The organism is Glycomyces dulcitolivorans, assembly GCF_003265355.1.
Taxonomy (GTDB): domain Bacteria; phylum Actinomycetota; class Actinomycetes; order Mycobacteriales; family Micromonosporaceae; genus Glycomyces; species Glycomyces dulcitolivorans.
The window spans coordinates 1-24,953 of the sequence record NZ_QFRW01000298.1 but is presented as its reverse complement, the minus strand read 5'-3'; the positions used below and the strand labels follow the sequence as shown (position 1 = coordinate 24,953).

Here is a 24,953-nt window from a genome sequence, read left to right as displayed (position 1 = left end):
GTCCTCCGCCCGGCGCCCCCGGCCCGCGCGGTGCGGCCACGCCGCCGGACTTCGGCCGCCGCAACCCCTACGAGGGACGCGGCGCGTTCGAGGCCCCCGGCCGCCACGGCCGCGAGGAGATGACCACGGAGATGCGGGCGTCGGACTCCCCCTTCACGCCCGACGACGTGCAGCGCCTCGAACAGCTCCGCCGCGCCTTCCAGCCGCGCCGCTTCGGCTCCGGCTACGACCCCGGCCAGGTGGACCAGATGTTCGACGCCGTCTCCGCGGCCATGACCGGGCGCAACCCGGTCCCGCTGTCGGACCGCGAACTCGACACCAGCCAGTTCTCGCTCGTGCAGGGCGGCTACTTCGAGGCCGAAGTGGACTCCGCGCTCCGCGAGGTCCGCGAGATGTTCGCCCGCCGCGGCATGATGCACTAGGACGCAACGAAAGAGGGGCGGGACCGCGTTCGCGGTCCCGCCCCTCTTCGAGTATCTCGGGCTAGCGCAGGCCGGCCTTGACCAGCCAGGCGTCGGTGACGATGACGGCCAGCAGGATCGTCGCGGTGAGGAGGAGGAAGAAGTCCTCGACCCACCCCTGGTGGTTGCCGAACAGGTACGCCAGGTTGATGACGATCCCGACGGTCAGCGCGGAGTACAGGGCCTTGCGGCTGGTGGGCTTGCGCTGATCGGGCGAGAGAATCTGCTCTTCGGCAGCCATGCGGGTTCCTCCAACCGTTCGTTTGATCCCGCACAGTCTCCCACGCCACAAGCACCGGCGTCCCGGCCCCGCCCAAGCTGTGATCGGCGCTCCTGTCGCGCTTCCATTCGTACGGACCGTTCGCGGGGGACCCGCCCCAGTCGGGGATCCAGATTGTGTCGGACCCATAACGTAGGGTTCGGTTCGTGTTGACGGGCCGGAGATATCGCCTCGAACTCGATGAACAGCAACGCGTGTTCGCCGAGTCGATCGGTGATGCGGTTCGGTACCTCTGGAACGTCGCTCTGGAGCAGCATCGCCACTATCGCGCCCGGGGGCGGTTCATCTCATACACCGAGCAGTGCCGCCAGCTGACGGAGGCTCGCGCCGAGTTCGACTGGCTGCGAGCGATTCCGGTGCACTGCTTGCAGCAGGTGCTCAAAGACCTCGGCGAAGCATGCCGGAGACACGGGGCCCGGAGGGTGCATTGGAAGTCTCGGTCGAAGTGCGCGCCCGCCTTCCGCTTCCCTGACGGCTCGCGCATCACCGTCGAGAAGCTGAACCGGAAGTGGGCTCGGGTCAAGCTCCCGAAGTTCGGGTGGGTCACCTTCAGACACTCCAGGCCGCTCGGCGGCGTTATCAAGTCCGCGACGCTGATCAGGGATGGAAATCGCTGGTTCGTCTCGTTCCTGGTCGACGACGGCCTGTCGACTCCGGCACATGGGAAGCCGGGTACCGCGACCGGTCTGGACCGCGGGGTGGCGACCGCCGCAGTCACGGCTGAAGGAGAGTTCTTCGACCGGCGGCACGCGGGTCCGCGAACCGTGTCGTCGCCGGAACCCCCGGTCCAACCGACGTCAGGCAAGCCGAAGGACTACCTGTCGGTCGGCGAGATGGAGCGCCTCGTTCGCCTTCAACGTGTATTGGCGCGGTGCCAGCGGGGGTCGGCACGGCGTCGGCAGGTGAAGGAGCAGATCGCGAATCTGTATCGCCGCGCCAGGCTTCGCCGCGCTGATTTCAACGCGCAGAGCGCGGCCCGGCTGACCCGCGACTTTGCTCTCATCGGACTGGAACAGCTCAGCACTCGTGCCATGACCGCCTCGGCGGTGGGGTCGCTCGAACAACCCGGTGTGAACGTCGTGCAGAAACGGGGCTTGAATCGGGCGATCCTGAACAAGGGCTGGCGCGGTTTGGAGGCCGCCTTGCGGTCGAAGGCCCGCTACACCGGCACCCGGATCATCCTGGTGAGTGCGGTAGGCACCTCGCGAACCTGCTCGGCACCGGGCTGCGGAAATGTGGATGCGAGATCGCGCGAGAGCCAAGCGCGATTCGTATGCACCTCCTGCGGCTTCACCGAGCACGCCGATGTGAATGCGGCGCGAAATGTGAAGTACAGAACACTATTGGCGGCCGGGCCGGCCGTCCCAGGGCGGGGAGACCTCCAGGCGTCAGCCGGGTCTGCGAACCGTCAACTACCTGAGAACCTGTCACGGTTAACAGGAAATCCACCAGCAACCTTCGGTGGAGGAGGTCAATTGTAGGCTGGGGGCGTCGTCGTCCCCATGTCCGGAAGGGTAACCGTGCGCATCACCGGTACCGGCCACGCAAGCATGTTCATCGAGACCGCCGCGGGAACCATCCTGTGCGACCCCTGGGTGAACCCGGCCTACTTCGCGTCGTGGTTCCCCTTCCCCGACAACTCCCAGCTCGACTGGGACACGCTCGGGCAGGCCGACTACCTGTACGTCTCGCACCTCCACCGGGACCACTTCGATGAGGAGAACCTCACGAAGCACATCAGCAAGGACACGACCGTCCTGCTGCCGGAGTACCCGACCTCCGAGCTGGAGTCCGAGCTGCGCGCCCTCGGCTTCCACAAGTTCATCAAGACCGTCTCCGAGGAGATCGTGGAGCTCCCCGGCGGCGTCAAGGTCATGATCCAGGCGCTCACCAGCCCCACCGACGGCCCCATCGGCGACTCCTCCCTGTGGGTCGAGGACGCCGACGGCACCCGCCTGCTCAACCAGAACGACGCCCGCCCCACCGACATGAGCGTGTTCCTCCAGCATGGGAAGATCCACGCCCACCTGCTCCAGTTCTCCGGCGCCATCTGGTTCCCGATGGTCTACGAGCTGCCCGACAACGCCAAGCGCGCCTTCGGGAAGCAGAAGCGCGAGCGCGGCTTCGACCGCTCGCTGCGATACATCGACGACGTCAAGGGCGACTGGGTCTTCCCCATCGCCGGCCCGCCCTGCTTCCTCGACGACTCGCTGTACCAGTTCAACGACGTCTTCGGCGACGAGGGCAACATCTTCCCCGACCAGATGTCGTACGTGGAGTGGCTGGAGCAGCAGGGGCGCGACAAGAACATCATCCTGCTGCCCGGCTCGGTCGCCGAGGTCTTCGAGGACGGCCGCGGCTCGGTCGAGCACCCCGTGGACGACCTGCGCGAGTGGTTCAAGAACAAGAAGCAGCACCTCGACGAGTTCAAGGAGCGCATGCAGCCGCGCATCGCCGCGGAGAAGGCCTCCTGGTCCCACCCCGAGATCGACGTCCTGGAGACGCTGCGCGAGCGCATCGAGCCGCTCATGGAGTCGGCCGAGCACATCGCCACCGGCATCGGCGGGCCCGTCCGCTTCGACCTGACCGCGCCCGACTCGGACACGGTCGTGGAGTCGATCGTGTTCGACTTCCTGGAGCGGAAGATCCACCACGACGACGGCGGCAAGGTCCGCTACCGCTTCCGCACCGAGCGGCGGCTCATCGAGCACCTGCTCCACATCCGCGAGGTCGACTGGGTCAACTCGCTGTTCCTGTCCTGCCGCTTCACCGCCGCGCGCATCGGCCAGTACAACGAGTACGTGTACGCGTTCTTCAAGTGCCTCTCCGAGGAGCGCCTCCAGTACGCCGAGGGCTGGTACGCCGAGCAGCGCCCCGACGACGAGGACATCACCGTCAGCGGCTGGCAGTTCCAGCGCCGCTGCCCGCACCTCAAGGCCGACCTGTCGGTCTTCGGGAAGATCGAGGACGGCGTCCTCACCTGCCAGATGCACGGCTGGAAGTGGAACCTCAAGTCCGGCAAGTGCATGACCTCCGTCGGGCACGACATCCGAAGCTGCCCGGCCGAAGAGGCCCCCGCGGCCTCCTAGACGCGAACGAGGGCCGGAACGCATCGCATTCCGGCCCTTCGGCTTCCGCGCTCTAGCCCTCGATGCCGAAGTCCTTCATCATCGCGAGGATCTGCGTCTTGTAGAACTCGTCGACGTTGTCCTGCACCGGCAGCGACCCGAACGCCTCCATGACGACCAGCCCGAACACCCGCACCCACGCCGACGTGAACGTGAAGACCCACTCCAGCGGCAGCAGCTCGCCCACGATGAACGCCGAGCACTTGTCGAGCAGCTCCGCCTGGAGCGCGTCGGAGATCTCGGGCAGCTGGATGGGCCCGTTCGCCTCGACCTCGCCGCTCTCGGTCTTGCGGTAGAACGCCGCCATCTCCCGCCCGCACAGCTGCGAGTGCTCAAGGGACTTCAGGGTCACCGGGTCGACGTTCTCGGGGGACTGCGCCAGCCGGGTGCCGTCGATCGACATGGCGGTGTTGCCCTCCGGGTAGGAGATCATCAGCTCGAACTCGCGCCGGTTGCCCACGGCCCAGGCGCGGAAGGCCCAGATCCACGACTTCATCCGTTCGAGGTGCGCGTCCTTCGGGTAGGCGTCCATGGCCGCGACCGTGTCGGCGATAAGTTCGTCGTAGAGGTCGCAGCAGATGGCGATGAGCAGTGCGTCGAGGCTGTCGAAGTACCGGTAGAGGGCCGCCGGAGTGACGCCCACCTCGCGTGCGATCGCGCGCAGGGAGATCCCGCTGGGGCCGTGCTCCTGGAGCTGGCTCCGGGCGCTCGCCTTGATCTCGGCGATCGTCTCGGCGCGCATTCGCTCGCGACGGGTCGGGCCACCCGCGGTGTTGGAAGTCACTGCTCTCCTTCTCTTACAACTTAGTTAACGGCGTTGACTCTATGAGGGGCGTTCATTAGAGTAAACGGCGTTAGCTAAATGATCAACGCTTACATCGTACCGCCGACCGGACTCCCGGCACCAGCGGTCACCGCCTTCCTCTCCCTTGAACACCCATAGGAGACATCCATGTATTCCCTGCTAGGCCGTGCGGTCATCAAGACCCGCTGGTTGATCCTCGCCGGCGTCGCCGCGGTCTTCGCCGTCGGCGCGACCTGGGGGCTCGGCGTGTTCGACGAGTTCACCGACGGCGGCTTCATCGCCGAGGACGCCGAGTCGGTCACCGACGCGCAGGCCATCGAGGACGAGTTCGGCAACACCGGCGCCGACGTCGTGGTCCTCTACGAGTCCGACACCCTCACCGTCGACGACCCCGAGTTCCAGGACGCCGTCACCGGCGCCACCGAGGACATCGACGCCCTCGACCAGGTCGACGGGGTCAACTCCTACTACCTCTCCGGCCTGCCGGGCCTGGTGTCCGAGGACGGGCACGCCGCCATCGTCACCCTCGCCCTCGGCGGCGGTTCCGACGAGTCCCTGGCCGCGGCCTACCAGGAGATCGAGGACGACCTGCGCGACGCCGGGGACACCCGCGACCTCGACGTCTCCCTCGGCGGCAGCGCCGCGATCTTCAACGACATCAACGAGCAGACCCAGCACGACCTGGAGATCGCCGAGATGATCTCGATGCCGCTCCTGCTGGTCATCATGATCATCGTCTTCGGCGCGCTCGTGGCCGCCTCGCTGCCGCTCCTCATCGGCGGCCTGGCGATCCTCGGCGGCTTCACCATCACCCGGGTGATCACCGAGTTCACCGACGTCTCGGTGTTCGCGGCCAACGTCATCACCATCATCGGCCTGGGCATGTCCATCGACTACGCCCTGTTCATCCTGCGCCGCTTCAGGGAAGAGCTCGCGGCCGGACGCGACAAGCGTGCCGCCACCCTGAACACCGTCGCGACCGCCGGGCGCACCGTCATGGTCTCGGGCCTCATCATCGTCCTGTCCATGGTCGGCCTGCTGTTCGTGGACGTGCCCTTCCTGCACGGCATCGCCTTCGGCGTCATGTCCGCCGTCGGCGTCGCGATGCTCTCGGCCCTCGTCGTGCTCCCGGCGATCCTGTACCTGCTGGGCCACCGCGTCGACAACGGCCGCATGCCCTGGCGCCGCAAGCGCGCCGTGCCCCGCACCGAGACCGGCTTCTGGCACGGCCTGGCCGCCGGCGTCATGCGCCGCCCGGTCCTGGTCCTCCTGCCCGTCCTCGCGTTCATGGCCCTGCTCGCGACCCCCGTGGTGGACATCCAATTCGGCGGCACCGACGAGCGCGACATGCCCGCCGACGCCGAGTCCCGCGTGGTCACCGAGGCCATCGCGGCCGACTTCCCCGGCGGCGACGTCGAGACCTTCGACGTCATGGTCGAGAACGGTCCGGTCGAAGACGTCATCGCCGAACTGGAGGACATCGAGCACGTCACCGGCGCCCTCGTCGTCGACCAGACCGCGGACGCGACGCTGCTCCAGGTCAGCTACGACGTCGACCCGTTCAGCGCCGACGCCCGCGACATCATCCACGAGGCCCGCGCGATCGACACCGCCGACCTCGCGGTCACCGGCGGCGCCTCCGACCTGGTCGACATGTTCGACGCCGTCGAGGAGGGCCTGCCGATGATGGTCGGCTACATCGTGGTCGTGACCATGCTGGTGCTGTTCCTCGCCTTCGGGTCGATCCTCCTGCCGGTCAAGGCGGTGCTCATGAACTTCGTGTCGCTCGCGGCGACCATGGGCATCGTGGTGTGGATCTTCCAGGAGGGCAACCTGTCCGGGGTCCTGGACTTCACGCCCTCGGGCTACCTCATGCCCTCGAACCTGCTCCTGATGCTGGTGCTGCTGTTCTCGCTGTCGACCGACTACGAGGTCTTCCTGCTCTCGCGGGTCCGCGAGGAGTGGGACGGCGGGGCCGACAACCGCACCGCCGTCCTGCGCGGCATGCAGTCCACCGGCTCGATCATCACCGCCGCGGCGGCGATCCTCATCGTGGTGGTGGGCGCGTTCGCCTTCGGCGGCATCACCTTCATGAAGATGATCGGCCTCGGCATGGCGGTGGGGATCTTCCTCGACGCCACCGTGGTCCGGATGCTCCTCGTCCCCGCGACGATGCGCCTGCTGGGCCGCGCTAACTGGTGGGTCCCCGGCCCGCTGGGGAGGCTGTACGCCAAGTACGGGATCAAGGAGTCCGACGAGGCCGTCCCGGCCCCGGAGCGGACCCCCGTCAACGTCTGACCACCGGGGAACCAGGGCCCGTCCGGACGACTCCGGGCGGGCCCGCCCCGTTGCGGCTGAGACTCCAGTGGACTGTCGCCCGTTTCGAGGCGATCCCCAGGCCGGGGGCCGAACAATATCCAAGAATTTAAGTTGAGCCATTGACTTTAGGCAAGCGGTTGCATAGATTGATGTGATCTAGGAGCCAACCCCCTCCGAAAGGTCCCAAAACCCTATGACCGACAACGATGTCGCTGTGGTGCGCGCAAAGCGGCGCAGCCCGGGCCCACCGCCCGAGCCCGCTCCGCCCGCACCCGCGCAGCGCCCCGATCCGGCCCCGCGCAAGGGCCGCGGGACGATCAAGTCGCGCGAGCGCTGGGCCGCACTGAGCTTCATGTCGCCGTGGATCATCGGCCTGCTCGCCATCACCATCGGGCCGATGGTCGCCTCGTTCTACCTGTCCTTCACCGACTACAGCCTCGGCTACGGCGAATGGGTCGGCGGCGAGAACTACGCCCGGATGCTCGACGACCCCCGGCTCGCCAACGCCGTCAAGGTCACCGCGGTCTACACCTTCGTCTCGGTGCCGCTCCAGCTCGCGGCCGCGCTCCTCCTGGCGATCGTCCTCGACCGCGGCCTGCGCGGCATGGCGTTCTACCGCTCGGTGTTCTACCTGCCCTCGCTGCTCGGCGGCTCGGTGGCCATCGCCATCATGTGGCGCCAGATCTTCGGCACCGAGGGCCTGGTCAACCAGCTGCTGGCCCTCCTCGGCATCGAGGGGGTCGGCTGGGTCTCCCACCCCGACTACGCCCTCGGCACCCTGATCATCCTGCACGTGTGGACGTTCGGCTCCCCGATGATCATCTTCCTGGCCGGCCTGCGGCAGATCCCGACCATGTACTACGAGGCCGCCAAAGTGGACGGCGCCGGGCCGATGCGCCGGTTCTGGAGCGTGACGATCCCGCTCCTGACCCCCATCATCTTCTTCAACCTGGTGCTCCAGATCATCAACTCGTTCCAGTCGTTCACCCAGGCGTTCATCATCTCCAGCGGCCAGGGCGGCCCGGCCGACTCGACCATGTTCCTGACGCTGTACCTCTACGACCAGGGCTTCACCCAGTTCGACATGGGCTACGCCTCGGCCATCGCCTGGCTCCTGCTGGCCATCATCGCGATCTTCACCGCGCTCAACTTCCTCATGTCGAAATTCTGGGTGTTCTATGGCGACAACGACTGAGACGATCCCGGCCCCCGCCCCGACCCGCCGCCGCGCCGAGCGCGGCGCCGCGACCGGCCTGCGCCGCTTCGTCTTCCACCTGCTCCTGACCATCGCGGCGATGATCATGATCTACCCGCTGCTGTGGATGCTCTCGGCCAGCTTCAAGCCGATCGACGAGATCTTCGCCGACCCGGGCCTGCTCCCGAACACCTGGGAGTGGAGCAACTACGCCGAGGGCTGGAACGCCCTGCCGCACCCGTTCGAGAAGTACATCTGGAACTCGATGGTCATCGTGGCCGGGTCCATCGTCGGGAACCTGGTGTCCTGCTCGATGGCCGCCTACGCCTTCGCGCGGCTGCGGTTCCCCATGCGCGGCATGCTCTTCGCCGTGATGCTCGGCACCATCATGCTGCCGATCCACGTCGTGATCATCCCGCAGTACATCCTGTTCAACAACCTCGGCTGGGTCGACACCTTCTGGCCGCTCATCGTCCCCAAACTCCTCGCCACTGACGCGTTCTTCGTGTTCCTCATGGTCCAGTTCATCCGCGGCCTGCCGCGCGAACTGGACGAGGCCGCCTCGATCGACGGCTGCGGCTACTGGGGCACCTACCTGCGGATCATCATGCCGCTGTGCATGCCCGCGCTCGCGACGACCGCCATCTTCACGTTCATCTGGACGTGGAACGACTTCTACTCCCAGCTGATCTACCTGCGCGACGTGGACCTCCAGACCGTCCCCTTGGCACTGCGCCTGTTCATGGACTCCACCGGCACGACAAACTGGGGGGCGCTGTTCGCGATGTCGATCGTCGCCCTGGGCCCGATCTTCGGGTTCTTCCTCGCCGGCCAGCGGTACCTCGTCCGGGGGATCGCCACCACCGGCATCAAGTAACATCCGGCATACCATCCTCTCACTGTCCTGAAAGGACGAAAGAATGCGCAAACCCAACCCCTCGGGCGTCTCGCGGAGGACGCTCGCGAAAGCAGGGATCTTCGGTGCAGCGGCCGCACCCCTCCTCGCGGCCTGCGGCAACGACGGCGGCGGCGGCGCCGAGGAAGGCGACGGCGAGCTGGACTTCTGGTGGTGGGGCTCCGACCCCCGCCACGAGTACACCCAGCAGATCATCGACGCCTTCCTCGCCAAGAACGAGGGCGTCACGATCAAGCCCAGCCCCAGCGAGTTCGACTCCTACTGGGACGCGCTGAACGTCTCCGTCTCCGGCAACAACGCGCCCGACGTCCTCCAGCAGGACGACCGCTACCTGCGCGACTACGCCGACAAGAACGCCCTCCTGCCCCTGGAGGACCTCGACATCGACCTGTCGAACATCGAGGAGGCCACCCTCAAGACCGGCCAGTTCGACGGCAAGACCTACGGCATCCCCACCGGCGTCAACGCCTTCGCGCTCCTGGTCAACCCGGCGATCGTCGAGGCCGCTGGCGTCGCCATGCCCGACGACACCGCCTGGAGCTGGGAGGACTTCCTCACCTTCACCGCCGCCGTGTCCGCCGGCGGCGACGCGATCGGCTCCTCCGGCCTCTCGCTGAGCAACGAGTCCCTGTTCAACGTGTTCGCCCGCCAGAAGGGCGAGAGCCTCTACACCGACGAGGGCACCCTCGGGTTCACCGACGCCACCATGAACGAGTGGTGGCAGCTGGTCCTCGACCTCCAGGCCGCCGGCGGCATCCCCGAGTCCAGCAAGATCGTCGAATACGCCGCCGCGGGCCAGGACCAGTCCCCGCTCGCCACCGGCACCGGTGCATCCGAGTTCTACTGGACCAACCAGATCGGCGCGATCCAGACCGTCCTCGGCTCCGACCTCGTCCTGCTGCGCCCGCCGGGGGAGTTCACCGGCGTCCAGCCGGGCCTGTACCTCAAGTCGGCCATGTTCTGGTCCGCCGCGCGCACCACCTCCGACCAGGCCGCCGCGGGCAAGCTCATCGACTTCCTGCTCAACAGCGACGAGTCCCTCGACCTCATGCTCGGCGACCGCGGCCTCCCGGCCAACATCGCCCAGCGCGAGCGGGTCCTGCCGCTGCTGCCCGCCGACCAGAAGCTCGGCGCGGACTTCGTCGCCGCCATCACCCCGGACCTGGGCGAGGGCCCCGCGGTCCCGCCGGTCGGCTCCGGCGCCGCCGCCGACATCATGCGCGGCGTCTACGAGGGCCTCCTGTTCGGGACGGCCACGGTCGAGGAGTCGACCGCGTCCTTCATCGACCAGGTGAACACCGCGATCGGCGCCTAGCGCCTCACGCACGGAGGGGACGGGCCGCCGCCCGTCCCCTCCCGCGTATCATTGATCCGATGACCAGCCAGTTCGTGCTCACCGTCTCGTGCCCCGACCGCCTCGGCATCGTCTACGCCGTCTCGGGCTTCCTCACCCGCCGCGACGCGAACATCGAGGACTCCCAGCAGTTCTCCGAGCACGGCTCCGGACGCTTCTTCATGCGCGTGGAGTTCAAGACCGAGCACTCCCGCGACGAACTGGCCGTCGGCTTCGCCGAGATCGCCCGCGAATTCGACATGGACTGGCAGCTCCACGACCGCGCCGTCAAGCCGCGCGTCCTCATCATGGCCTCCAAGCAGGGCCACTGCCTGAACGACCTGCTGTACCGCTTCCGCATCGGCGCCCTCCACGGCGAGGCCGCCGCTGTCGTCTCCAACCACCCCGACTGGGCCGACCTCGCCGCCTCCTCCGGCGTCCCCTTCCACCACCTGCCCGTCGGGCCCGGCGGCAAGGCCACCCAGGAGCAGGAGGTCCTCGACCTCATCGAGGCCGAGCAGATCGACGTCGTGGTCCTCGCCCGGTACATGCAGATCCTCTCGCCCGAGTTCTGCGCGAAGCTCCCCGGCCGGATCATCAACATCCACCACTCGTTCCTACCGAGCTTCAAGGGCGCCAAGCCCTACCACCAGGCCCACGCCCGCGGCGTCAAGCTCATCGGCGCGACCTGCCACTACGTCACCTCCGACCTCGACGAGGGCCCGATCATCGACCAGGAGGTCGCCCGCGTCGACCACGCGATGAGCCCCGACGACTTCGTCTCGGCCGGGCGCGACCTGGAGTCCACCTGCCTGGCCCGCGGCCTCGCCGCGCACCTCGATCAGAGGATTCTCCTCAACGGCCACAGCACCGTCGTTTTCCGCTAGGGGACAATGACCGCGTGACCGACCAACGCGAGATCGTGCTCCTGGGGTCCACCGGCTCCATCGGCACCCAGGCGATCGACATCGTCCGCGCCAACCCCGACCGGTACCGCATCGTCGGCATCGGCGCGGGCGGCGGCAACCCGGCGCTCCTGGCGGAGCAGGCGATCGAACTGGGGGTCGACGTCGTGGCCGTCGCCGACGCCACCGCCGTCGAGGACGTCCAGCTCCGGCTGTTCGCCGCTGCCACCAAGCAGGGCTGGACCTCCGGCGACGCCAGGATCCCGAAGCTCATCGCCGGGCGCTCGGCCATGACCGAGCTCGCCGCCTGGCCGTGCCACACGGTCCTGAACGGCATCACCGGCTCGATCGGCCTCGAACCGACCCTCGCGGCGCTGAAGGCCGGCCACCAGGTCGCCCTCGCCAACAAGGAGTCGCTCATCGCCGGCGCCGCGCTCGTGTGGGACCTCGCCGAGCCGGGCCAGATCGTCCCGGTCGACTCCGAGCACTCCGCGCTCGCCCAGTGCCTGCGCTCGGGCAAGCCCGAGCGGGTCGCGAAGCTCGTCCTCACCGCCTCCGGCGGGCCCTTCCGCGGGCGCACCCGCGAGCAGCTCGCGGACGTCACCGTCCAGGACGCCCTCGCCCACCCCACCTGGGCCATGGGCCCGGTGATCACCATCAACTCCGCGACCATGGTCAACAAGGCCCTCGAAGTCATCGAGGCCCACGAGCTCTTCGGCATCGGCTACGACGACATCGAAGTGGTGGTCCACCCGCAGTCGGTGATCCACTCCATGGTCGAGTTCACCGACGGCTCCACCATCGCCCAGGCCTCCCCGCCCGACATGCGCCTGCCCATCGGCCACGCCCTCGCCTGGCCCGACCGCCTCCCCGGGTCCGCGCGCCCCGTCGACTGGACGAAGGCCGCCGACTGGCACTTCGAACCGCTCGACGAGACCGCGTTCCCCGCCGTCGCGCTCGCCAAGGACGCCGGCCGCGCCGGGGGGCTGCTGCCCGCGGTCTACAACGCCGCCAACGAAGAAGCGGTCGCCGCGTTCCGCGACGGGCGACTGGCGTTCCCCGGCATCGTCGACACCATTTCGAGCGTCCTCGAAGCCGCCCCCGAGTTCGGCCGACCCGCCAGTGTCGCAGACGTACTCGAAGCGGAGAAGTGGGCGCGGTCGAGCGCCCGGAAGCTAGTGTTGGACGCGTCCGAGCGTTAGAAGGAGACAGACTTGCTGGCCTACATCACCGGTATCGCGCTCTTCGCGCTCGCGATCCTCATCTCAGTGAGCCTCCACGAGTTCGGGCACATGCTCACCGCCAAGGGCTTCGGCATGAAGGTGACCCGGTACTTCGTGGGCTTCGGGCCGACCCTGTGGTCCTTCCGCAAGGGCGAGACGGAGTACGGCGTCAAGGGCGTGCCGCTGGGCGGCTTCGTCAAGATCGTCGGCATGACCCCCCTCGAAGAGGAGGAGGAAGAGCTCGACGAGAAGGACCAGAAGCGGGTCTTCTGGCGCAAGCCGCTGTGGCAGCGCACGATCGTGCTCGCCGCGGGCTCGGTCACGCACTTCGTGCTCGGCTTCATCGTCCTGTGGATCCTCGTCGCCTTCGTCGGCATCGGCCAGAACCCCGCGTGGGCCGAGGCCGCCACCCAGGCGCAGGAGGACGTCGCCGTCGAGGTCGCCCCCTGCGTGGAGACCTCCGACCCCGCGACCGGCACCGCCGGGGACTGCACCGGGGGCCAGGTCGAGGGCCCGGCCTGGGCCGCGGGCATCGAGAACGGCGACGAGATCGTCTCCATCGCGGGCGCCGAGGTCGCGGACTGGGACGGCCTCCTGGCCGCCGTCGGCGAGCTCACCCCGGGCGAGCCGGTCGCCGTCGTGGTCGACCACGACGGGACCGAGAAGACCGTCGAGGTCACCCCGTACGCCGCCGAGGTCGAGGCCGAGGACGGCGGCACCGAGACCGCCGCGCGCCTGGGCGTGTACGTGTACGTCGACCCGGCCATCCCCTACACCGCCTCCGGGGCCGGTCCGATCGCCGGCATCGGCGAGACCGTCACCTACACCGGTGACATGTTCAAAGAGACCTTCATCGCACTCGGCCAGCTGCCCTCGAAGATCCCGCCGCTGTGGGACTCGATCTGGGGCGCCGAGCGCGCGGACGACACCCCCGTGAGCGTCGTCGGGGCCTCCCGCCTGGGCGGGGAGATGGTCCAGTACGACCAGTGGGCGATGTTCTTCATGCTGCTGGTGGTCCTCAACTACTTCATCGGCGTGTTCAACCTGCTGCCGCTGCTGCCGATGGACGGCGGACACATCGCCATCGCCTGGTACGAGAAGGCGCGCTCCTGGATCGCGGCCAAGCGCGGCAGGCCGGACCCGGGCCGAGTGGACTACTTGAAGCTGATGCCGTTGACCTACGCTGTGATCGTCCTGCTCGGCGGCTTCATGCTGCTGACCGTCACCGCCGACATCGTCAACCCGATCACTATCTTCAACTGACCCGCGAATCTGGGTGGAGACTAGCCACATGACCGCAGTGAACCTCGGTATTCCCACCAAGCGCCACGATCACGAGATCGAGCCCCTGGCGCCCCGGAAGCAGACCCGGCAGCTCAACGTCGGCGGCGTCCTCGTCGGTGGCGGGGCCCCGATCAGCGTCCAGTCGATGACGACCACCCGGACCTCCGACATCGGCGCGACGCTCCAGCAGATCGCCGAGCTCACCGCCACGGGCTGCCAGATCGTGCGGGTCGCGTGCCCGACGCAGGACGACGCGGACGCGCTCAAGGTCATCGCGAAGCAGTCGCAGATCCCGGTCATCGCCGACATCCACTTCCAGCCGAAGTACGTGTTCGCGGCCATCGACGCCGGGTGCGCGGCGGTGCGCGTGAACCCGGGCAACATCAAGCAGTTCGACGACCGCGTCGGCGAGATCGCCAAGGCCGCCAAGGACGCCGGGACCCCGATCCGCATCGGCGTCAACGCCGGTTCGCTCGACAAGCGCCTGCTCCAGAAGTACGGCAAGGCCACGCCCGAGGCGCTGGTGGAGTCGGCGCTGTGGGAGGCGTCCCTGTTCGAGGAGCACGACTTCCGCGACATCAAGATCTCGGTCAAGCACAACGACCCGGTCGTCATGGTCAAGGCCTACCGCCTGCTCTCCGAGCAGTGCGAGTACCCGCTGCACCTGGGCGTCACCGAGGCCGGGCCCGCGTTCCAGGGCACCATCAAGTCGGCCGCGGCGTTCGGCGCGCTCCTGTCGGAGGGCATCGGCGACACGATCCGCGTCTCGCTCTCGGCCCCGCCGGTCGAGGAGGTCAAGGTCGGCAACCAGATCCTGGAGTCCCTGGGCCTGCGCGAGCGCGGCCTGGAGATCGTCTCGTGCCCTTCGTGCGGGCGCGCGCAGGTCGACGTCTACACCCTGGCCGAGCAGGTCACCGCCGGTCTCGAAGGCCTGCCGGTCCCGCTGCGCGTGGCCGTCATGGGCTGCGTCGTCAACGGCCCCGGCGAGGCCCGCGAGGCCGACCTGGGCGTCGCCAGCGGCAACGGGCGCGGCCAGATCTTCGTCAAGGGCGAGGTCATCCGGACCGTGCCGGAGTCGCAGATCGTGGAGACCCTCATCGAGGAGGCCGTCAAACTGGCCGAGCAGATGGGCGCCGAACTCCCCGAGGAGCTCCGGGGGCTCGCCGGGCCGGTCGTCAAGGTCCACTGACTGTCGGATCCGCGACTCCGGACTCCTGGTCGGTTCCCTACGCTGGTACGTAGCGGCAGTTCACGCCAGGGGTGAACCGGACACCGCGCTCATCGTGTGCAAAATTCCACAATGGTGACTCGGGGGATTCCGCTTGCCCAGTGTCGTGCGCCACGCATAATGACGTCGTGCCTGCGCCTGCCACTGGGCCTTCGAACACAATGGGGAGCCACCGACATGGGCAAGATCGAACGCCAGATTTCCGAGGGTGTCACCAAGTACTACTGGTACCCCGGTGAGAAGGTCGACTGGATCCGGGGCGTCCTGACGCTCCTCGGCGGCGGGCTCCTGTTCGCGCTGATCTACGTCGTCACCAAGAACAGCCTCCTCGCCGCGGTCGTCGCAGGCACGGCGGTCCAAGCGGTCGTCGGCGGCTACCTGGGGCGCCGCGACGCCGCGGGCCTCTCGGAGTTCCACGACCCCGCGACCGAGCGCCGCGAGGCCGTCATCGACGGCACCCGCGCGGCCTGGCGCGGCACCCTCCAGGGCCTGCTGTGCGCGGGCTCGGCCATGCTCGTGCTCAATATGCCGCACACCGGGTTCCTCGCGGACTGGGTGCTGCCGTTCGTGCCCTCGATCATCGGCGCCATCGCGCACTCCGGCGGCATGCTGTGGGAGCGGCTCGCGCAGGAGGTCGGCGCCCCCGAGGCGGCGGCCGCCGCGGCCGAGGACGCCGAGGCGCCCACCAAGGAGCTCGAAGCCGCCTGAAGGCTTCGCGAAAGGAAGGCCCGCGCCCCTGACGGGGGGACGCGGGCCTTGTTCGTCGGGGGATGTGGTGAGCCGACGCAGGGCGACTGCACGCCGCCTGGGTTGGACAGGCGGGGCGCTCGACCGCGGGAGGTGTCGTACACCGCCCGCCCGGTCGGAACCGGGCCGGCGGAACTACCGCGAGAGCTGCGCCCCGCGTCGGCTCGGATAGGAGAGGCCTCGCGGGGTCCGGCCTGCGTCCACAAGGTGCGGGCCGGTGCACTCAGGATGCCGAGTCGGCCTCCGAAACGCAAGAGGTTTTCTCCTCGCGAACCGCACTTTTCCGCGTCGTCTCGGTAACGGTGTCACAGCGGCCCCGCAGGTCCCGCGGTGCGCGTTGGCTACGCTGTCGGGATGAGTTCCCGTCCCGCGCTGCGCCCCGGAAAGCAGAGTCCCCGCCGGAGCGTCCCCGAGTCGATCGCGCGCCCCGAGTACGTCGACCGGCCCGCGCCGGCCCCGTTCACCGGCAGCGAGGTCAAGGACGCCGAGACGATCGAGCGGATGCGCGTCGCCGGCCGGATCGCGGCCGACGCGCTCGTCGAGGCCGGCAAGGCCGTCGCGCCCGGCGTCACCACGGACCAGCTCGACGCCGTCGCCCACGAGTACCTGTGCGACCTGGGCGCCTACCCGTCGACGCTCGGCTACCGCGGCTACCCGAAGTCCTGCTGCACCTCGCTGAACGAGGTCGTCTGCCACGGCATCCCCGACTCCACGGTGGTCCGGGACGGCGACATCGTGAACATCGACGTGACCGCGTTCATCGGCGGCGTCCACGGTGACTGCAACGCCACGTTCCTGGCCGGGGACGTCTCCCAGGAGGCCCGCGACCTCGTCGAGCGCACCTGGAAGGCCACCTGGCGCGGCATCAAGGCCGTCAAGCCCGGCCGCCAGCTGAACGTCGTCGGCAAGGTCATCGAGGCGTACGCCGCCCGCTTCGGCTACGGGGTGGTCCGCCAGTTCACCGGCCACGGCATCGGCACCTCGTTCCACTCCGGCCTCTACGTGCCGCATTACGACAACCCGCAGCTCGACGTCGAGATCGAGGCGGGCATGACGTTCACGATCGAGCCGATGATCAACCTCGGCGTCGCCGGGCACGACATGTGGGACGACGGCTGGACCGCCGTCACCAAGGACCGCAAGTGGTCCGCCCAGTTCGAGCACACGCTCCTGGTCACCGACGACGGCTTCGAGATCCTCACCCTGCCGTCCACTGGGGTCCCCGCGGGAACGCCTGCGGGACAGCTCTAGTGGCATCAGCTTCCTAAGCTGAGGCGGGGCGGCGCCGGTCAGAGAGATGCCGATGTCTCCGAGGGGTTGAGCCGGCGCCGCCCCGCCCCAGTGCACGCGAAAAGGCCCGCCCGCGCAGCGCGGACGGGCCTTTCCCCTTGCCCCCTAAGTGATCCGGCGCTCGCTCGGCAGCGTCGCCTTCGTGAAGACGATCGCCCCCGCGGCCGCGATGACCGGCACCGCCAGCAGCATGATCGCGAAGCTCGTCCACGGCAGCTCCCAGCCGTACATCGCGCTGAACGGGTACGTCCACTGGAGCGGCCGGTTCAGCGCCTCCCGGATGAGCGCGTACCCGATGACCCCGGCGACCGTGCCGAGCCCGGCGCCGAACGCCGCGATCACCACCGTCTGCCACATCGCGAAGCGCTTGCGCAGCCCCGGGGCCGCGCCGACCGCGCCGAGCGTGGCCATGTCCCGCCGCTGCTCGGCGATGATGAGCCCGGTCGACACCGCGGTCGCCCCCAGCGCCACCAGCGCGCACAGCCCCGTCACGGCGATCGTGAAGTAGAACATGAACGGGTCGGTGTAGTCGACGACCATGAACGTCGCCCACACGTCGCCCCCGGCGAGCTCCTGGTTGAAGTCCTCCGTGAGCGCCTCGGCCATCCCCGGTTCGAGCGCCTTCTCGGTGTCCACCAGGAAGACCTGCTGCCAGACCGCGGTCTGGAGGCCCATCGTCTCGGCGGCGCCGGGGCTCAGGAACATCCGGTTGTAGCCCAGCTGGCCCTTGTCCACGACCATCGCGGGCAGCTCGGTCTCGGTGATCACCGGCTCCTCGGTCTGGTCGGCGTCCATGCCGTAGACGCTGGTCGACAGCTGGAGCACGACCGTCCCGTCGTCGGTGAGCGAGAGCCGGTCGCTGACGAGCACGCCGCCCGCTTCGAGCACCTCGACCGCCTTGTCGAGCTCGTCGCCTTCGAGTTCGGTGTAGGCCGCGACGATCGCCGGGTCGGTCGACCCGGGGATGTCGTACATCGGCCCCCAGTAGTCGGCGCCGGTCTCGTCGCAGTTCGGGTCCTCGCGGGCCGCCTCGACGGCGGCGCGGTCGGACTCCTCATCGGGCTTGTCGGCGGTCCAGTACGAGCACACGTGCTCCTCGGGCCTGGTGATGGTCCACTGGCAGTCCGCCCACTCGTCCTCGCCGAGCTCGCCGGCGCAGTCGTCGGCGGGGCTGTACGTGGGCACCTGCGTCAGCTCGACCCCGTCGAGGCGCGACTCCAGGATCGGTTCGGCCTCGGCCCGCGCGGCGTCCCAGTCGGGCATCCCCTCGCCCGCGTTGTTGTACAGCGTCAGCGTCATCGCGCCCTGGTTCAGGATCTGCTCCTGGTCCTGCTGGGCGCGCACCGAGTCGGCGGTGACGATCATCGAGAACGCCATGCCGCCGGCGACGACGCCGAGGACGGCCGCGATCGCCGGGGCCGCGGAGCCCCGGTTGCGCCCGGCCTCGCGCAGCGCCATGCGCGGCGCCAGCGGCAGCCACCGGCCCAGCCGCGCCGTGAACGACAGCAGCGCGGGCGTGCACACGACCATGCCCAGCTGCGCCAGGACGATCGCCGCGGCCATGAGCGGCATGCTCCACAGCGCGACACCGCCCAGGCCCGCCGCGACGCCCGCCGCGACCATGCCGATGCCGATGAACATCCAGCGCTTCGAGCTCTTGCGCCGGCCCGACCGGCCGGTCAGGGCCGCGACCACGTTGATCCGCGAGGCGCTGATCGCGGCGGCGAGCGCCGAGAGCAGGCCCGTGGCGAGCGCGACGCCGACGAGCAGGGCCTGGAGCGCCGGCATGACGCGGAGCCCGGCGCTGCGGTGGCCGATCAGCCGCTCCAGCCACGGCAGGCCCGCCGCGACCAGCCCGATGCCGATCACGATCGCCGCCAGCGCCGCGAGGAGCCCGAAGAGGACGCCTCCGGCGAGGACGGTGTTGCGGATCTGGCCCGGGGTGGCGCCGTTGGCGCTCATGAGCGCGAACTCGCGGGTGCGCCGCCTGGCGCTGATCGCGAACGCGGGCCCGGCCAGGAGCACGACCTCCATGACGACCACGACGATGATGAGGCCGTAGATCGTCAGCTCGGCCTCGTCCATCATGACCTGGGTGTCGCCGTACGACCCGGTGGTCGGCTCGTCGAGCAGCGACTTGGCCCAGACGGTCATCCCGAGCTCGTTGAGCGCGAGCGCCTGGTCCTTGGTGAGCGGCTCGGGGGTGTCGACCAGCCAGCCGCCGGCCTGGGCCGGGAAGACCCCGCCGATCGCGTAGCGGCCGTTGAGGTCCCAGGGGATCTCGACGATGCCGGCGATCTCGTGCTCGCCCTTGCCGGGGCCGCTCTCGACCACGAGGTCGTCGCCGACGCCGAGCTGGAGGTAGTCGGCGGCGGCGCCGCTGACGACGACCTCGCCGCGTCCGGGCGCGGACCCTTCGAGGTATTCGAGCCCGGCCGCCTCGTAGAGGTCGTCGGCGAGGCTGTAGCCGTACGTGAAGACCTGCCCGAGCCCGTCGGGGGTCTCGACCTGCGCCGACTCGCCCGAGCCGGAGTCGGGCGTGTACGGGGCGATCCAGGACCCGACGGGGAGGTTGCTGAGGATCTCGGTGTCGGTGACGGCCCGGCCCGGATCCTCGTAGTCCTCCATGTCGTACATGGTCCAGCGGTCGTTCCAGGAGTGCTGGACGAGCGGGGCGCCGGGGACGCCGAACTCGATGTAGGCGTCGTTGTCGCCGAGGACCTGCTGGGCGGTCTCCTCCTCGGAGAGCATGGCGGTGTCGTAGACGCTCGCGCCGATGGCGACGGCGAGCAGGGGGAGCCCCAGGAGCGTGATCGACAGCGCCGACCGCCCCTTGTAGCGCATCGCCTCGCGGCGCGCGATCCTGTAGGCCAGGCGCTGGCCGGCGAACATCATTGGGCCCCTTCGAGGAGGGTCTCGGCGCCGGGGAGGGGCGCGGAGGAGTCGACGACGCGGCCGTCGCGCAGGAACACCACGCGGTCGGCCCACCCGGCGTGCCGGGCGTCGTGGGTGACCAGGAGTCCGGCGGCCCCGGCGTCGCAGCGGCGGCGCAGGAGCTTGAGGACCTCTTCGCCGGTGGTGGAGTCGAGGGCGCCGGTGGGCTCGTCGGCGAGGACGAGGCGCCGCTCGCCGATGAGGGCGCGGGCGATGGCGACGCGCTGCGACTGGCCGCCGGACAGCTCGTCGGGGAACCGGTCGGCCTGCTTGGCGTCGAGCCCGACCTCTTCGAGCGCGGCGAGGGCCTGCCCGCGGGCCTTGCCCGCGGAGATCCCGTCGAGTTCGAGCGGCAGGGCCGCGTTCTCGGCGGCGGTGAGGCTGGGGACCAGGTTGTAGTCCTGGAACACGTAGCCGACGCTGCGGCGGCGCAGGCGCGCGAGCTGCTTCTTGTTCAGGGACGCGAGGACGGTGCCCTCGACGAGGACCTCGCCCGAGCTGGGGGCGTCGAGGCCGCCGGCGAGGTTGAGGAGGGTGGACTTGCCGGACCCCGAGGGGCCCATGATGGCGACGAGCTCGCCGGCGGCGACCTGGAGGTCGGTGTCGATGAGGGCGTTGACGGCGTTGTCGCCGGCGCCGTGGACGCGGTTCACGCCCCTCAGTTGCAGAACGGTCATGGGGGTCACCGGTTCTCTCGGAGGATCTCAGTTTCGGGTTGGTCGACGTGCGCTGCGAAAGGGCTCGGTGCGGGCAGGTCCGTCCTGGCCACGACGGCCTCGGTGTGGTCGAGCCAGCGGACCTCGGCTTCGGCGCGGAAGATCATGGACTCCAGGACCAGGAGCCACGCGAGTTCGGCATGGTCCTCGGCGGCCTTGAGCCGGGTGTACTCCTGGAGGAGGCGCAGGGTCGCCGTCCGCTGGCGCTGGATGACGTCGGCGACGTCGACGCCGGGGGTGGTCACGGCCAGGGCGAGCTTGATCGTCAGTTCGTCCCGGGGCCGGTCGGCGGCCTGGACGGGGGAGGCGAACCAGCCCGCGAGCTGGCGGCGCCCGGCGTCGGTGATCCGGTAGGGGCGCTGGCCGGACTCGTTCTCGGGCAGGGCCTCGACCATCCGGTCGCGTTCGAGCCGGTTGAGGGTGGTGTAGACCTGGCCGATGTTGAGCGGCCAGGTGTTGCCGGTGGCGCTCTCGAACGCACTGCGCAGCTGGTAGCCGTAGGCCGGGCCGCGTTCGAGCAGTGCCAGGAGGCTGTGCTTGACACTCATGTGCAACCTCGCATCGCTGGGGACACTCTTCACCGTGAAGAGATACTCAGTAGGGTATAGCGGGTATGCAAATGATGGATACGCGGTATGGCTTCCTGGCGTTCCCCCAGGTCAGTGAATTATTCGGGGCGTCCCGGCCACGGGTCGGCGACGGCCTGGCCGATCGCGAGCCGCCACCGCGCCAGCGACACCGCCGAGGCGGCGTACATGTCCAGGCACAGCTGACGCTCGTCCGGGTCGGTCGCGGCCACGCCGGCCCGCCAGGTCGCGGTCACGTTCAGCTCCACGGAGGTCAGCAGCTCCTGCGCCGCGGCCGCGTCGGCGACCACGCCGGTGTCGTAGCCCGCCGCGGGCTGCGGCGCCTCGGCCCCGGCTGCCGCGTAGTGGTCCAGGAGCGCGTCGCGCCGCGAGCGGTGCTCGGCGTCGAGGGCCTCGGCCCGCTCGCGCGCGTCCCCGTCGAGGTGCACCGCGGCCGCGCCGTAGGCGTAGATCGCCGCGTACTCGGCCGCCAGGCCGTCGTCGGTCGCGGTCACGCGATCACCGCCGCGTGGGCGGCGCGGCTGGCCGCGATCTCCCCGAAGAGGACGGCGTAGTCCGACTGGGTCGTCATCGACGACTCGGCCGCCTCCACGCTCCCGGCGGTCTCGGCGGCGGCGAGCGCCTCGGCGTCGGCCGGCGCCTCGACCTCGTCCTCCGAGATCGAGTTGGGCCGCAGCAGCCGCTCCAGCGTCGCGGCATGGGTCCGGTGGTCTTCGGCGATCTCGCTGTAGCCCAAGGCTTCAGCTCCTTGGGCTAGTGCGCGCGCAGTGCGGAGCGCGGCCGTGAGGTCCGCGTCAGAGGTGGTGATCTGCGCCTGCTCCGTGCAGCCGGCCGCGACGAGTACGGCCGCGCCGATCAGGAGTCCGCGTCGGGTCGTGAACACACACCCAGTTTCCCAGGCTGCCTTTCCATTCTGACTCCGGGCGGTTAATCTCGGCGAAATAGGCGATAGGAGAGGAGTGCGCATGGGATCCGAGCAGCGCGCCGAAGTGGAGTCCGTCCTGACCCCGGCGGTGTCCGCCGCGGGCTACGACCTGGAGGGGCTCACGGTGACGAAGGCCGGGCGCCGCCTTCTCGTGAGGGTCCTTGTGGACAAGGACGGCGGGATCAGTCTGGACGATGTGGCCGTTGTCTCGAAAGCGTGCTCGAAGGCCCTGGACGAGGCCGACTCCACGGGAGGGCCCTTCGCCGACACCGCGTACACCCTGGAAGTGTCCTCGCCGGGCGTCGACCGTCCGCTGACCGAGCCCCGGCACTGGCGGCGTAATATTGGGCGCTTGGTAGCCGTGAACATCGGGGAGGAGCCCGTAAAAGGGCGGATCGCGGATGCCAGCGAGCGGGGGATTGAACTAGAGGCCGACGGCGCGCGCCGTTCGGCCACCTATGCCGAGCTGGGGCCCGGCAAGGTGCAGATCGAGCTGAGATGAGCGTCCGATGGCGACGTCGCCGGCTCGCACGCCTTGAACGGCCGCGGTGAGGACAACTCAAGACTTAAGGAGTACGGGTGCATATCGACCTGGCCGCGCTGCGGTCGCTGGAACGCGAGCGCGACATCCCTTTCGAGACCATCCTCGGCGCTATCGAATCGGCGCTGCTGACCGCCTACAAGCACACCCCCGGGGCCGATGAGCGCGCACGAGTCGTGGTCAACCGCGACAGCGGGATCGCCAATGTGCTGGTGCCCGTGCTGAACGAGGAGGACGAGGTCGTCTCCGAGCGGGACGACACCCCCGAGGGCTTCGGCCGCATCGCCGCCCAGACCGCCAAGCAGGTCATCCTCCAGCGGCTGCGCGAAGCGGCCGACGAGGTCAACTACGGCGAGTACTCCGGCAAGGAGGGCGACATCGTCACCGGCGTCGTCCAGGCCCACGGCGAGCGCAACGAGCGCGGCATCGTCACCGTCGACCTCGGCAAGATCGAGGCCACCCTCCCCCTCAACGAGCAGGTCCCCGGCGAGAACTACGAGCACGGCAAGCGGCTCCGCGCCATCGTCATCCAGGTGAACCGGACCGCCCGCGGACCCCAGATCACCCTCTCCCGCACCCACCCCGCCCTGGTCAAGAAGCTGTTCGCCTTCGAGGTGCCCGAGATCGACGAGGGCGCCGTCGAGATCCCCGCGATCGCACGTGAGGCCGGTCACCGCTCCAAGATCGCGGTGCGCGCCACAACCAAGGACGTCAACGCCAAGGGCGCGTGCATCGGCCCCATGGGCTCGCGCGTGCGCGCCGTCATGAGCGAACTCGGCGGCGAGAAGATCGACATCGTGGACTGGAGCGCCGACCCCGCGCAGTTCGTGGCGAACGCCCTCTCGCCGGCGAAGACCCTGTCGGTGCGGGTCGTGGACGAGTCCACGCGCTCGACCGAGGTCATCGTCCCGGACTACCAGCTGTCGCTGGCGATCGGCCGCGAAGGCCAGAACGCGCGTCTTGCGGCGCGGCTCACAGGGTGGCGGATCGACATCAAGTCCGACGCCCACGTGTCCGGCGGCGCGAAGGAGGAGACCGGCCCGGCCGGTGGCGGCCGCCGCTCCGGGAGGTAGACTTATTAACGGATCGCAACGTGACGCAGCGGTAGTCCGCACCTGTGTGGGATGCCGCAGACGTGCTTCCGCTTCCGAGCTGCTGCGCGTCGTCGTTCGACGCTCTGAGGGTTGCCAGAACCTTTTGGTTCCGGACCCGCAGCGCCGCCTCAGCGGCCGCGGAGCCCATGTGCACCACTCTTCGAACTGCCTTGAACAGGCAGTTCGTAAGCGTGCGTTCGCCCGGGCGCTCAGGATCGAAGGAGCCGTGGACGTCGCCGCGGTGCGAGCCCTTGTCGAGTCGGAGTCGGCCGAGAGGCCGACTCCCGCACACGAAGCAGGTAGAGACCGAATGAAGACCACGCGATGAAGTTCTTCGAATGAACACGTTGCTAGTCGGTAGTTAAGGTCGGCGGGCGCTGCCCGTACGACCTCGAATTGAGGAGTGCAGTGGCAGCAAAGCCCCGCGTACATGAACTTGCCAAGGAACTGGGCACGACGAGCAAAGAGCTGCTCTCGCGCCTGGGCGACATGGGCGAGTTCGTGAAGTCAGCGTCGAGCACGGTCGAAGCGCCGGTGGCGCGTCGGCTGCGGCAGGAGTACGACGCCGCACAGGGCGCCCCGGCTGCGTCGGCCGGGAAGACCGAATCCCCGACGCCCGAGCCCGCGGCGGCCGCAAGGCCCCGTCCGGCGGCGCCGAGCCCGTCCAAGATCATGCAGGCCAAGGTCGAGGCGAAGGACGCCAAGACCGAGGCCAAGGCCGAGGCCGAAGCGCGCAAGATCGCCAAGAAGGCCGCCCCGAAGCCGGGTGCGGCCGCCGGTCCGAAGCCGGGCCCCAAGCCCGCTCCGGTCGCGCCCCAGCCCGAGATCAAGCCCGCGTCCGCCCGCGACATCGAGGTGGCCGCGGAGCAGAAGCGCGCCGAGGAGCTGCTCAAGCGGCAGCAGGAGCAGGCCGATGCGGCGCGCGTCGCCGCGGCGGCTCCCAAGCCCGGCCCCAAGCCCGCTCCGGCGGCCCGTCCGGGCGCGCCGAAGCCCGGCCCCAAGAACCCGTTCGGCGTCGGCGGCGGCACCGGCGCGAAGCCGC

At 69.3% G+C, this 24,953-nt stretch carries 23 protein-coding genes and 1 pseudogene; 17 read left to right on the top strand and 7 right to left on the bottom strand.

Annotated elements, in window-relative coordinates:
* Positions 1–422: pseudogene (locus DI269_RS20525) on the top strand (DivIVA domain-containing protein); the annotation flags it as partial.
* A gap of 61 nt (positions 423–483) precedes the next feature.
* On the opposite strand, the gene DI269_RS20520 reads toward DI269_RS20525, so the two are convergent.
* A complete protein-coding gene (locus tag DI269_RS20520) occupies positions 484–702 on the bottom strand; it encodes a DUF2631 domain-containing protein (protein ID WP_112139288.1) in 219 nt (72 codons plus the stop codon).
* Positions 703–887: 185 nt separating this feature from the next.
* Here DI269_RS20520 and DI269_RS20515 point away from each other — a divergent pair, with 185 nt between their 5' ends.
* Positions 888–2,222 (top strand): RNA-guided endonuclease InsQ/TnpB family protein, encoded by a 1,335-nt coding sequence (locus DI269_RS20515; protein ID WP_198667593.1) that lies wholly within the window; start codon positions 888–890, stop codon positions 2,220–2,222.
* A 39-nt stretch (positions 2,223–2,261) separates the two neighbouring features.
* A complete protein-coding gene (locus DI269_RS20510) occupies positions 2,262–3,830 on the top strand; it encodes a Rieske 2Fe-2S domain-containing protein (protein ID WP_112139286.1) in 1,569 nt (522 codons plus the stop codon).
* A 52-nt stretch (positions 3,831–3,882) separates the two neighbouring features.
* Here the strand turns inward: DI269_RS20510 and DI269_RS20505 are convergent, their stop codons facing one another.
* Positions 3,883–4,653, bottom strand: a complete 771-nt coding sequence (locus tag DI269_RS20505) for a TetR/AcrR family transcriptional regulator (RefSeq protein ID WP_157975119.1) — start codon at positions 4,651–4,653, stop codon at positions 3,883–3,885.
* Positions 4,654–4,821: 168 nt separating this feature from the next.
* Between DI269_RS20505 and DI269_RS20500 the strand changes: the two genes are divergently transcribed.
* The 10 genes from DI269_RS20500 (at position 4,822) to map (ending at position 17,075) form a co-directional block, all read left to right on the top strand.
* A complete protein-coding gene (locus tag DI269_RS20500; RefSeq protein ID WP_112139282.1) occupies positions 4,822–6,972 on the top strand; it encodes an MMPL family transporter in 2,151 nt (716 codons plus the stop codon).
* 214 nt (positions 6,973–7,186) lie between these two features.
* Complete coding sequence (locus DI269_RS20495; protein WP_112139280.1) at positions 7,187–8,188, top strand: carbohydrate ABC transporter permease; 1,002 nt, start codon at positions 7,187–7,189, stop codon at positions 8,186–8,188.
* Positions 8,172–9,065 carry a carbohydrate ABC transporter permease gene (locus DI269_RS20490; protein ID WP_112139278.1) on the top strand — a complete coding sequence of 298 codons (894 nt, stop codon included), beginning with the start codon at positions 8,172–8,174 and terminating at the stop codon, positions 9,063–9,065. Before DI269_RS20495 ends, DI269_RS20490 begins: the two co-directional genes overlap by 17 nt.
* A gap of 43 nt (positions 9,066–9,108) precedes the next feature.
* A complete protein-coding gene (locus DI269_RS20485) occupies positions 9,109–10,419 on the top strand; it encodes an ABC transporter substrate-binding protein (protein ID WP_112139276.1) in 1,311 nt (436 codons plus the stop codon).
* 59 nt (positions 10,420–10,478) lie between these two features.
* The gene (purU, locus tag DI269_RS20480) at positions 10,479–11,324 is read left to right on the top strand and encodes a formyltetrahydrofolate deformylase (RefSeq protein ID WP_112139274.1); all 846 of its coding nucleotides are present in this window, start codon (positions 10,479–10,481) and stop codon (positions 11,322–11,324) included.
* 14 nt (positions 11,325–11,338) lie between these two features.
* A complete protein-coding gene (dxr, locus tag DI269_RS20475; RefSeq protein ID WP_112139272.1) occupies positions 11,339–12,544 on the top strand; it encodes a 1-deoxy-D-xylulose-5-phosphate reductoisomerase in 1,206 nt (401 codons plus the stop codon).
* Between the two features lie 15 nt (positions 12,545–12,559).
* Entirely contained in the window at positions 12,560–13,828 is a 1,269-nt protein-coding gene (locus tag DI269_RS20470) for a M50 family metallopeptidase (protein ID WP_112139292.1), read from the top strand.
* A gap of 28 nt (positions 13,829–13,856) precedes the next feature.
* Complete coding sequence (gene ispG / locus DI269_RS20465; RefSeq protein ID WP_112139271.1) at positions 13,857–15,038, top strand: flavodoxin-dependent (E)-4-hydroxy-3-methylbut-2-enyl-diphosphate synthase; 1,182 nt, start codon at positions 13,857–13,859, stop codon at positions 15,036–15,038.
* Between the two features lie 216 nt (positions 15,039–15,254).
* The gene (locus DI269_RS20460; protein WP_112139269.1) at positions 15,255–15,785 is read left to right on the top strand and encodes a hypothetical protein; all 531 of its coding nucleotides are present in this window, start codon (positions 15,255–15,257) and stop codon (positions 15,783–15,785) included.
* Positions 15,786–16,178: 393 nt separating this feature from the next.
* Positions 16,179–17,075, top strand: a complete 897-nt coding sequence (map, locus tag DI269_RS20455) for a type I methionyl aminopeptidase (RefSeq protein WP_112139267.1) — start codon at positions 16,179–16,181, stop codon at positions 17,073–17,075.
* Positions 17,076–17,219: 144 nt separating this feature from the next.
* Here map and DI269_RS20450 read toward each other — a convergent pair whose 3' ends face one another.
* From DI269_RS20450 to DI269_RS20430, 5 genes are all read right to left on the bottom strand, one after another.
* Positions 17,220–20,009, bottom strand: a complete 2,790-nt coding sequence (locus DI269_RS20450; protein WP_112139265.1) for an ABC transporter permease — start codon at positions 20,007–20,009, stop codon at positions 17,220–17,222.
* Positions 20,006–20,725, bottom strand: coding sequence for an ABC transporter ATP-binding protein (locus tag DI269_RS20445; RefSeq protein ID WP_112139263.1), 720 nt, complete (start codon positions 20,723–20,725; stop codon positions 20,006–20,008). The genes DI269_RS20450 and DI269_RS20445 overlap by 4 nt, the downstream gene beginning before the upstream one ends.
* A gap of 5 nt (positions 20,726–20,730) precedes the next feature.
* Complete coding sequence (locus DI269_RS20440) at positions 20,731–21,312, bottom strand: PadR family transcriptional regulator (protein WP_112139261.1); 582 nt, start codon at positions 21,310–21,312, stop codon at positions 20,731–20,733.
* Between the two features lie 119 nt (positions 21,313–21,431).
* Positions 21,432–21,845 (bottom strand): DUF4439 domain-containing protein, encoded by a 414-nt coding sequence (locus DI269_RS20435; protein ID WP_112139259.1) that lies wholly within the window; start codon positions 21,843–21,845, stop codon positions 21,432–21,434.
* Entirely contained in the window at positions 21,842–22,234 is a 393-nt protein-coding gene (locus tag DI269_RS20430) for a hypothetical protein (protein ID WP_112139257.1), read from the bottom strand. Before DI269_RS20430 ends, DI269_RS20435 begins: the two co-directional genes overlap by 4 nt.
* An 82-nt stretch (positions 22,235–22,316) precedes the next feature.
* On the opposite strand from DI269_RS20430, the gene rimP reads away from it, so the two are divergent.
* From rimP to DI269_RS20410, 4 genes are all read left to right on the top strand, one after another.
* On the top strand, positions 22,317–22,778 hold the full coding sequence (gene rimP, locus DI269_RS20425) for a ribosome maturation factor RimP (RefSeq protein ID WP_112139255.1): 462 nt from the start codon (positions 22,317–22,319) through the stop codon (positions 22,776–22,778).
* Positions 22,779–22,855: 77 nt separating this feature from the next.
* On the top strand, positions 22,856–23,890 hold the full coding sequence (gene nusA, locus DI269_RS20420) for a transcription termination factor NusA (RefSeq protein ID WP_112139253.1): 1,035 nt from the start codon (positions 22,856–22,858) through the stop codon (positions 23,888–23,890).
* Positions 23,865–24,239: a YlxR family protein gene (locus DI269_RS29185; protein ID WP_408612317.1), complete on the top strand. Its 375-nt coding sequence runs from the start codon at positions 23,865–23,867 to the stop codon at positions 24,237–24,239. Before nusA ends, DI269_RS29185 begins: the two co-directional genes overlap by 26 nt.
* 80 nt (positions 24,240–24,319) lie before the next feature.
* On the top strand, positions 24,320–24,953 hold a 634-nt coding region (locus tag DI269_RS20410), incomplete at its 3' end, for a translation initiation factor IF-2 N-terminal domain-containing protein (protein WP_198667591.1).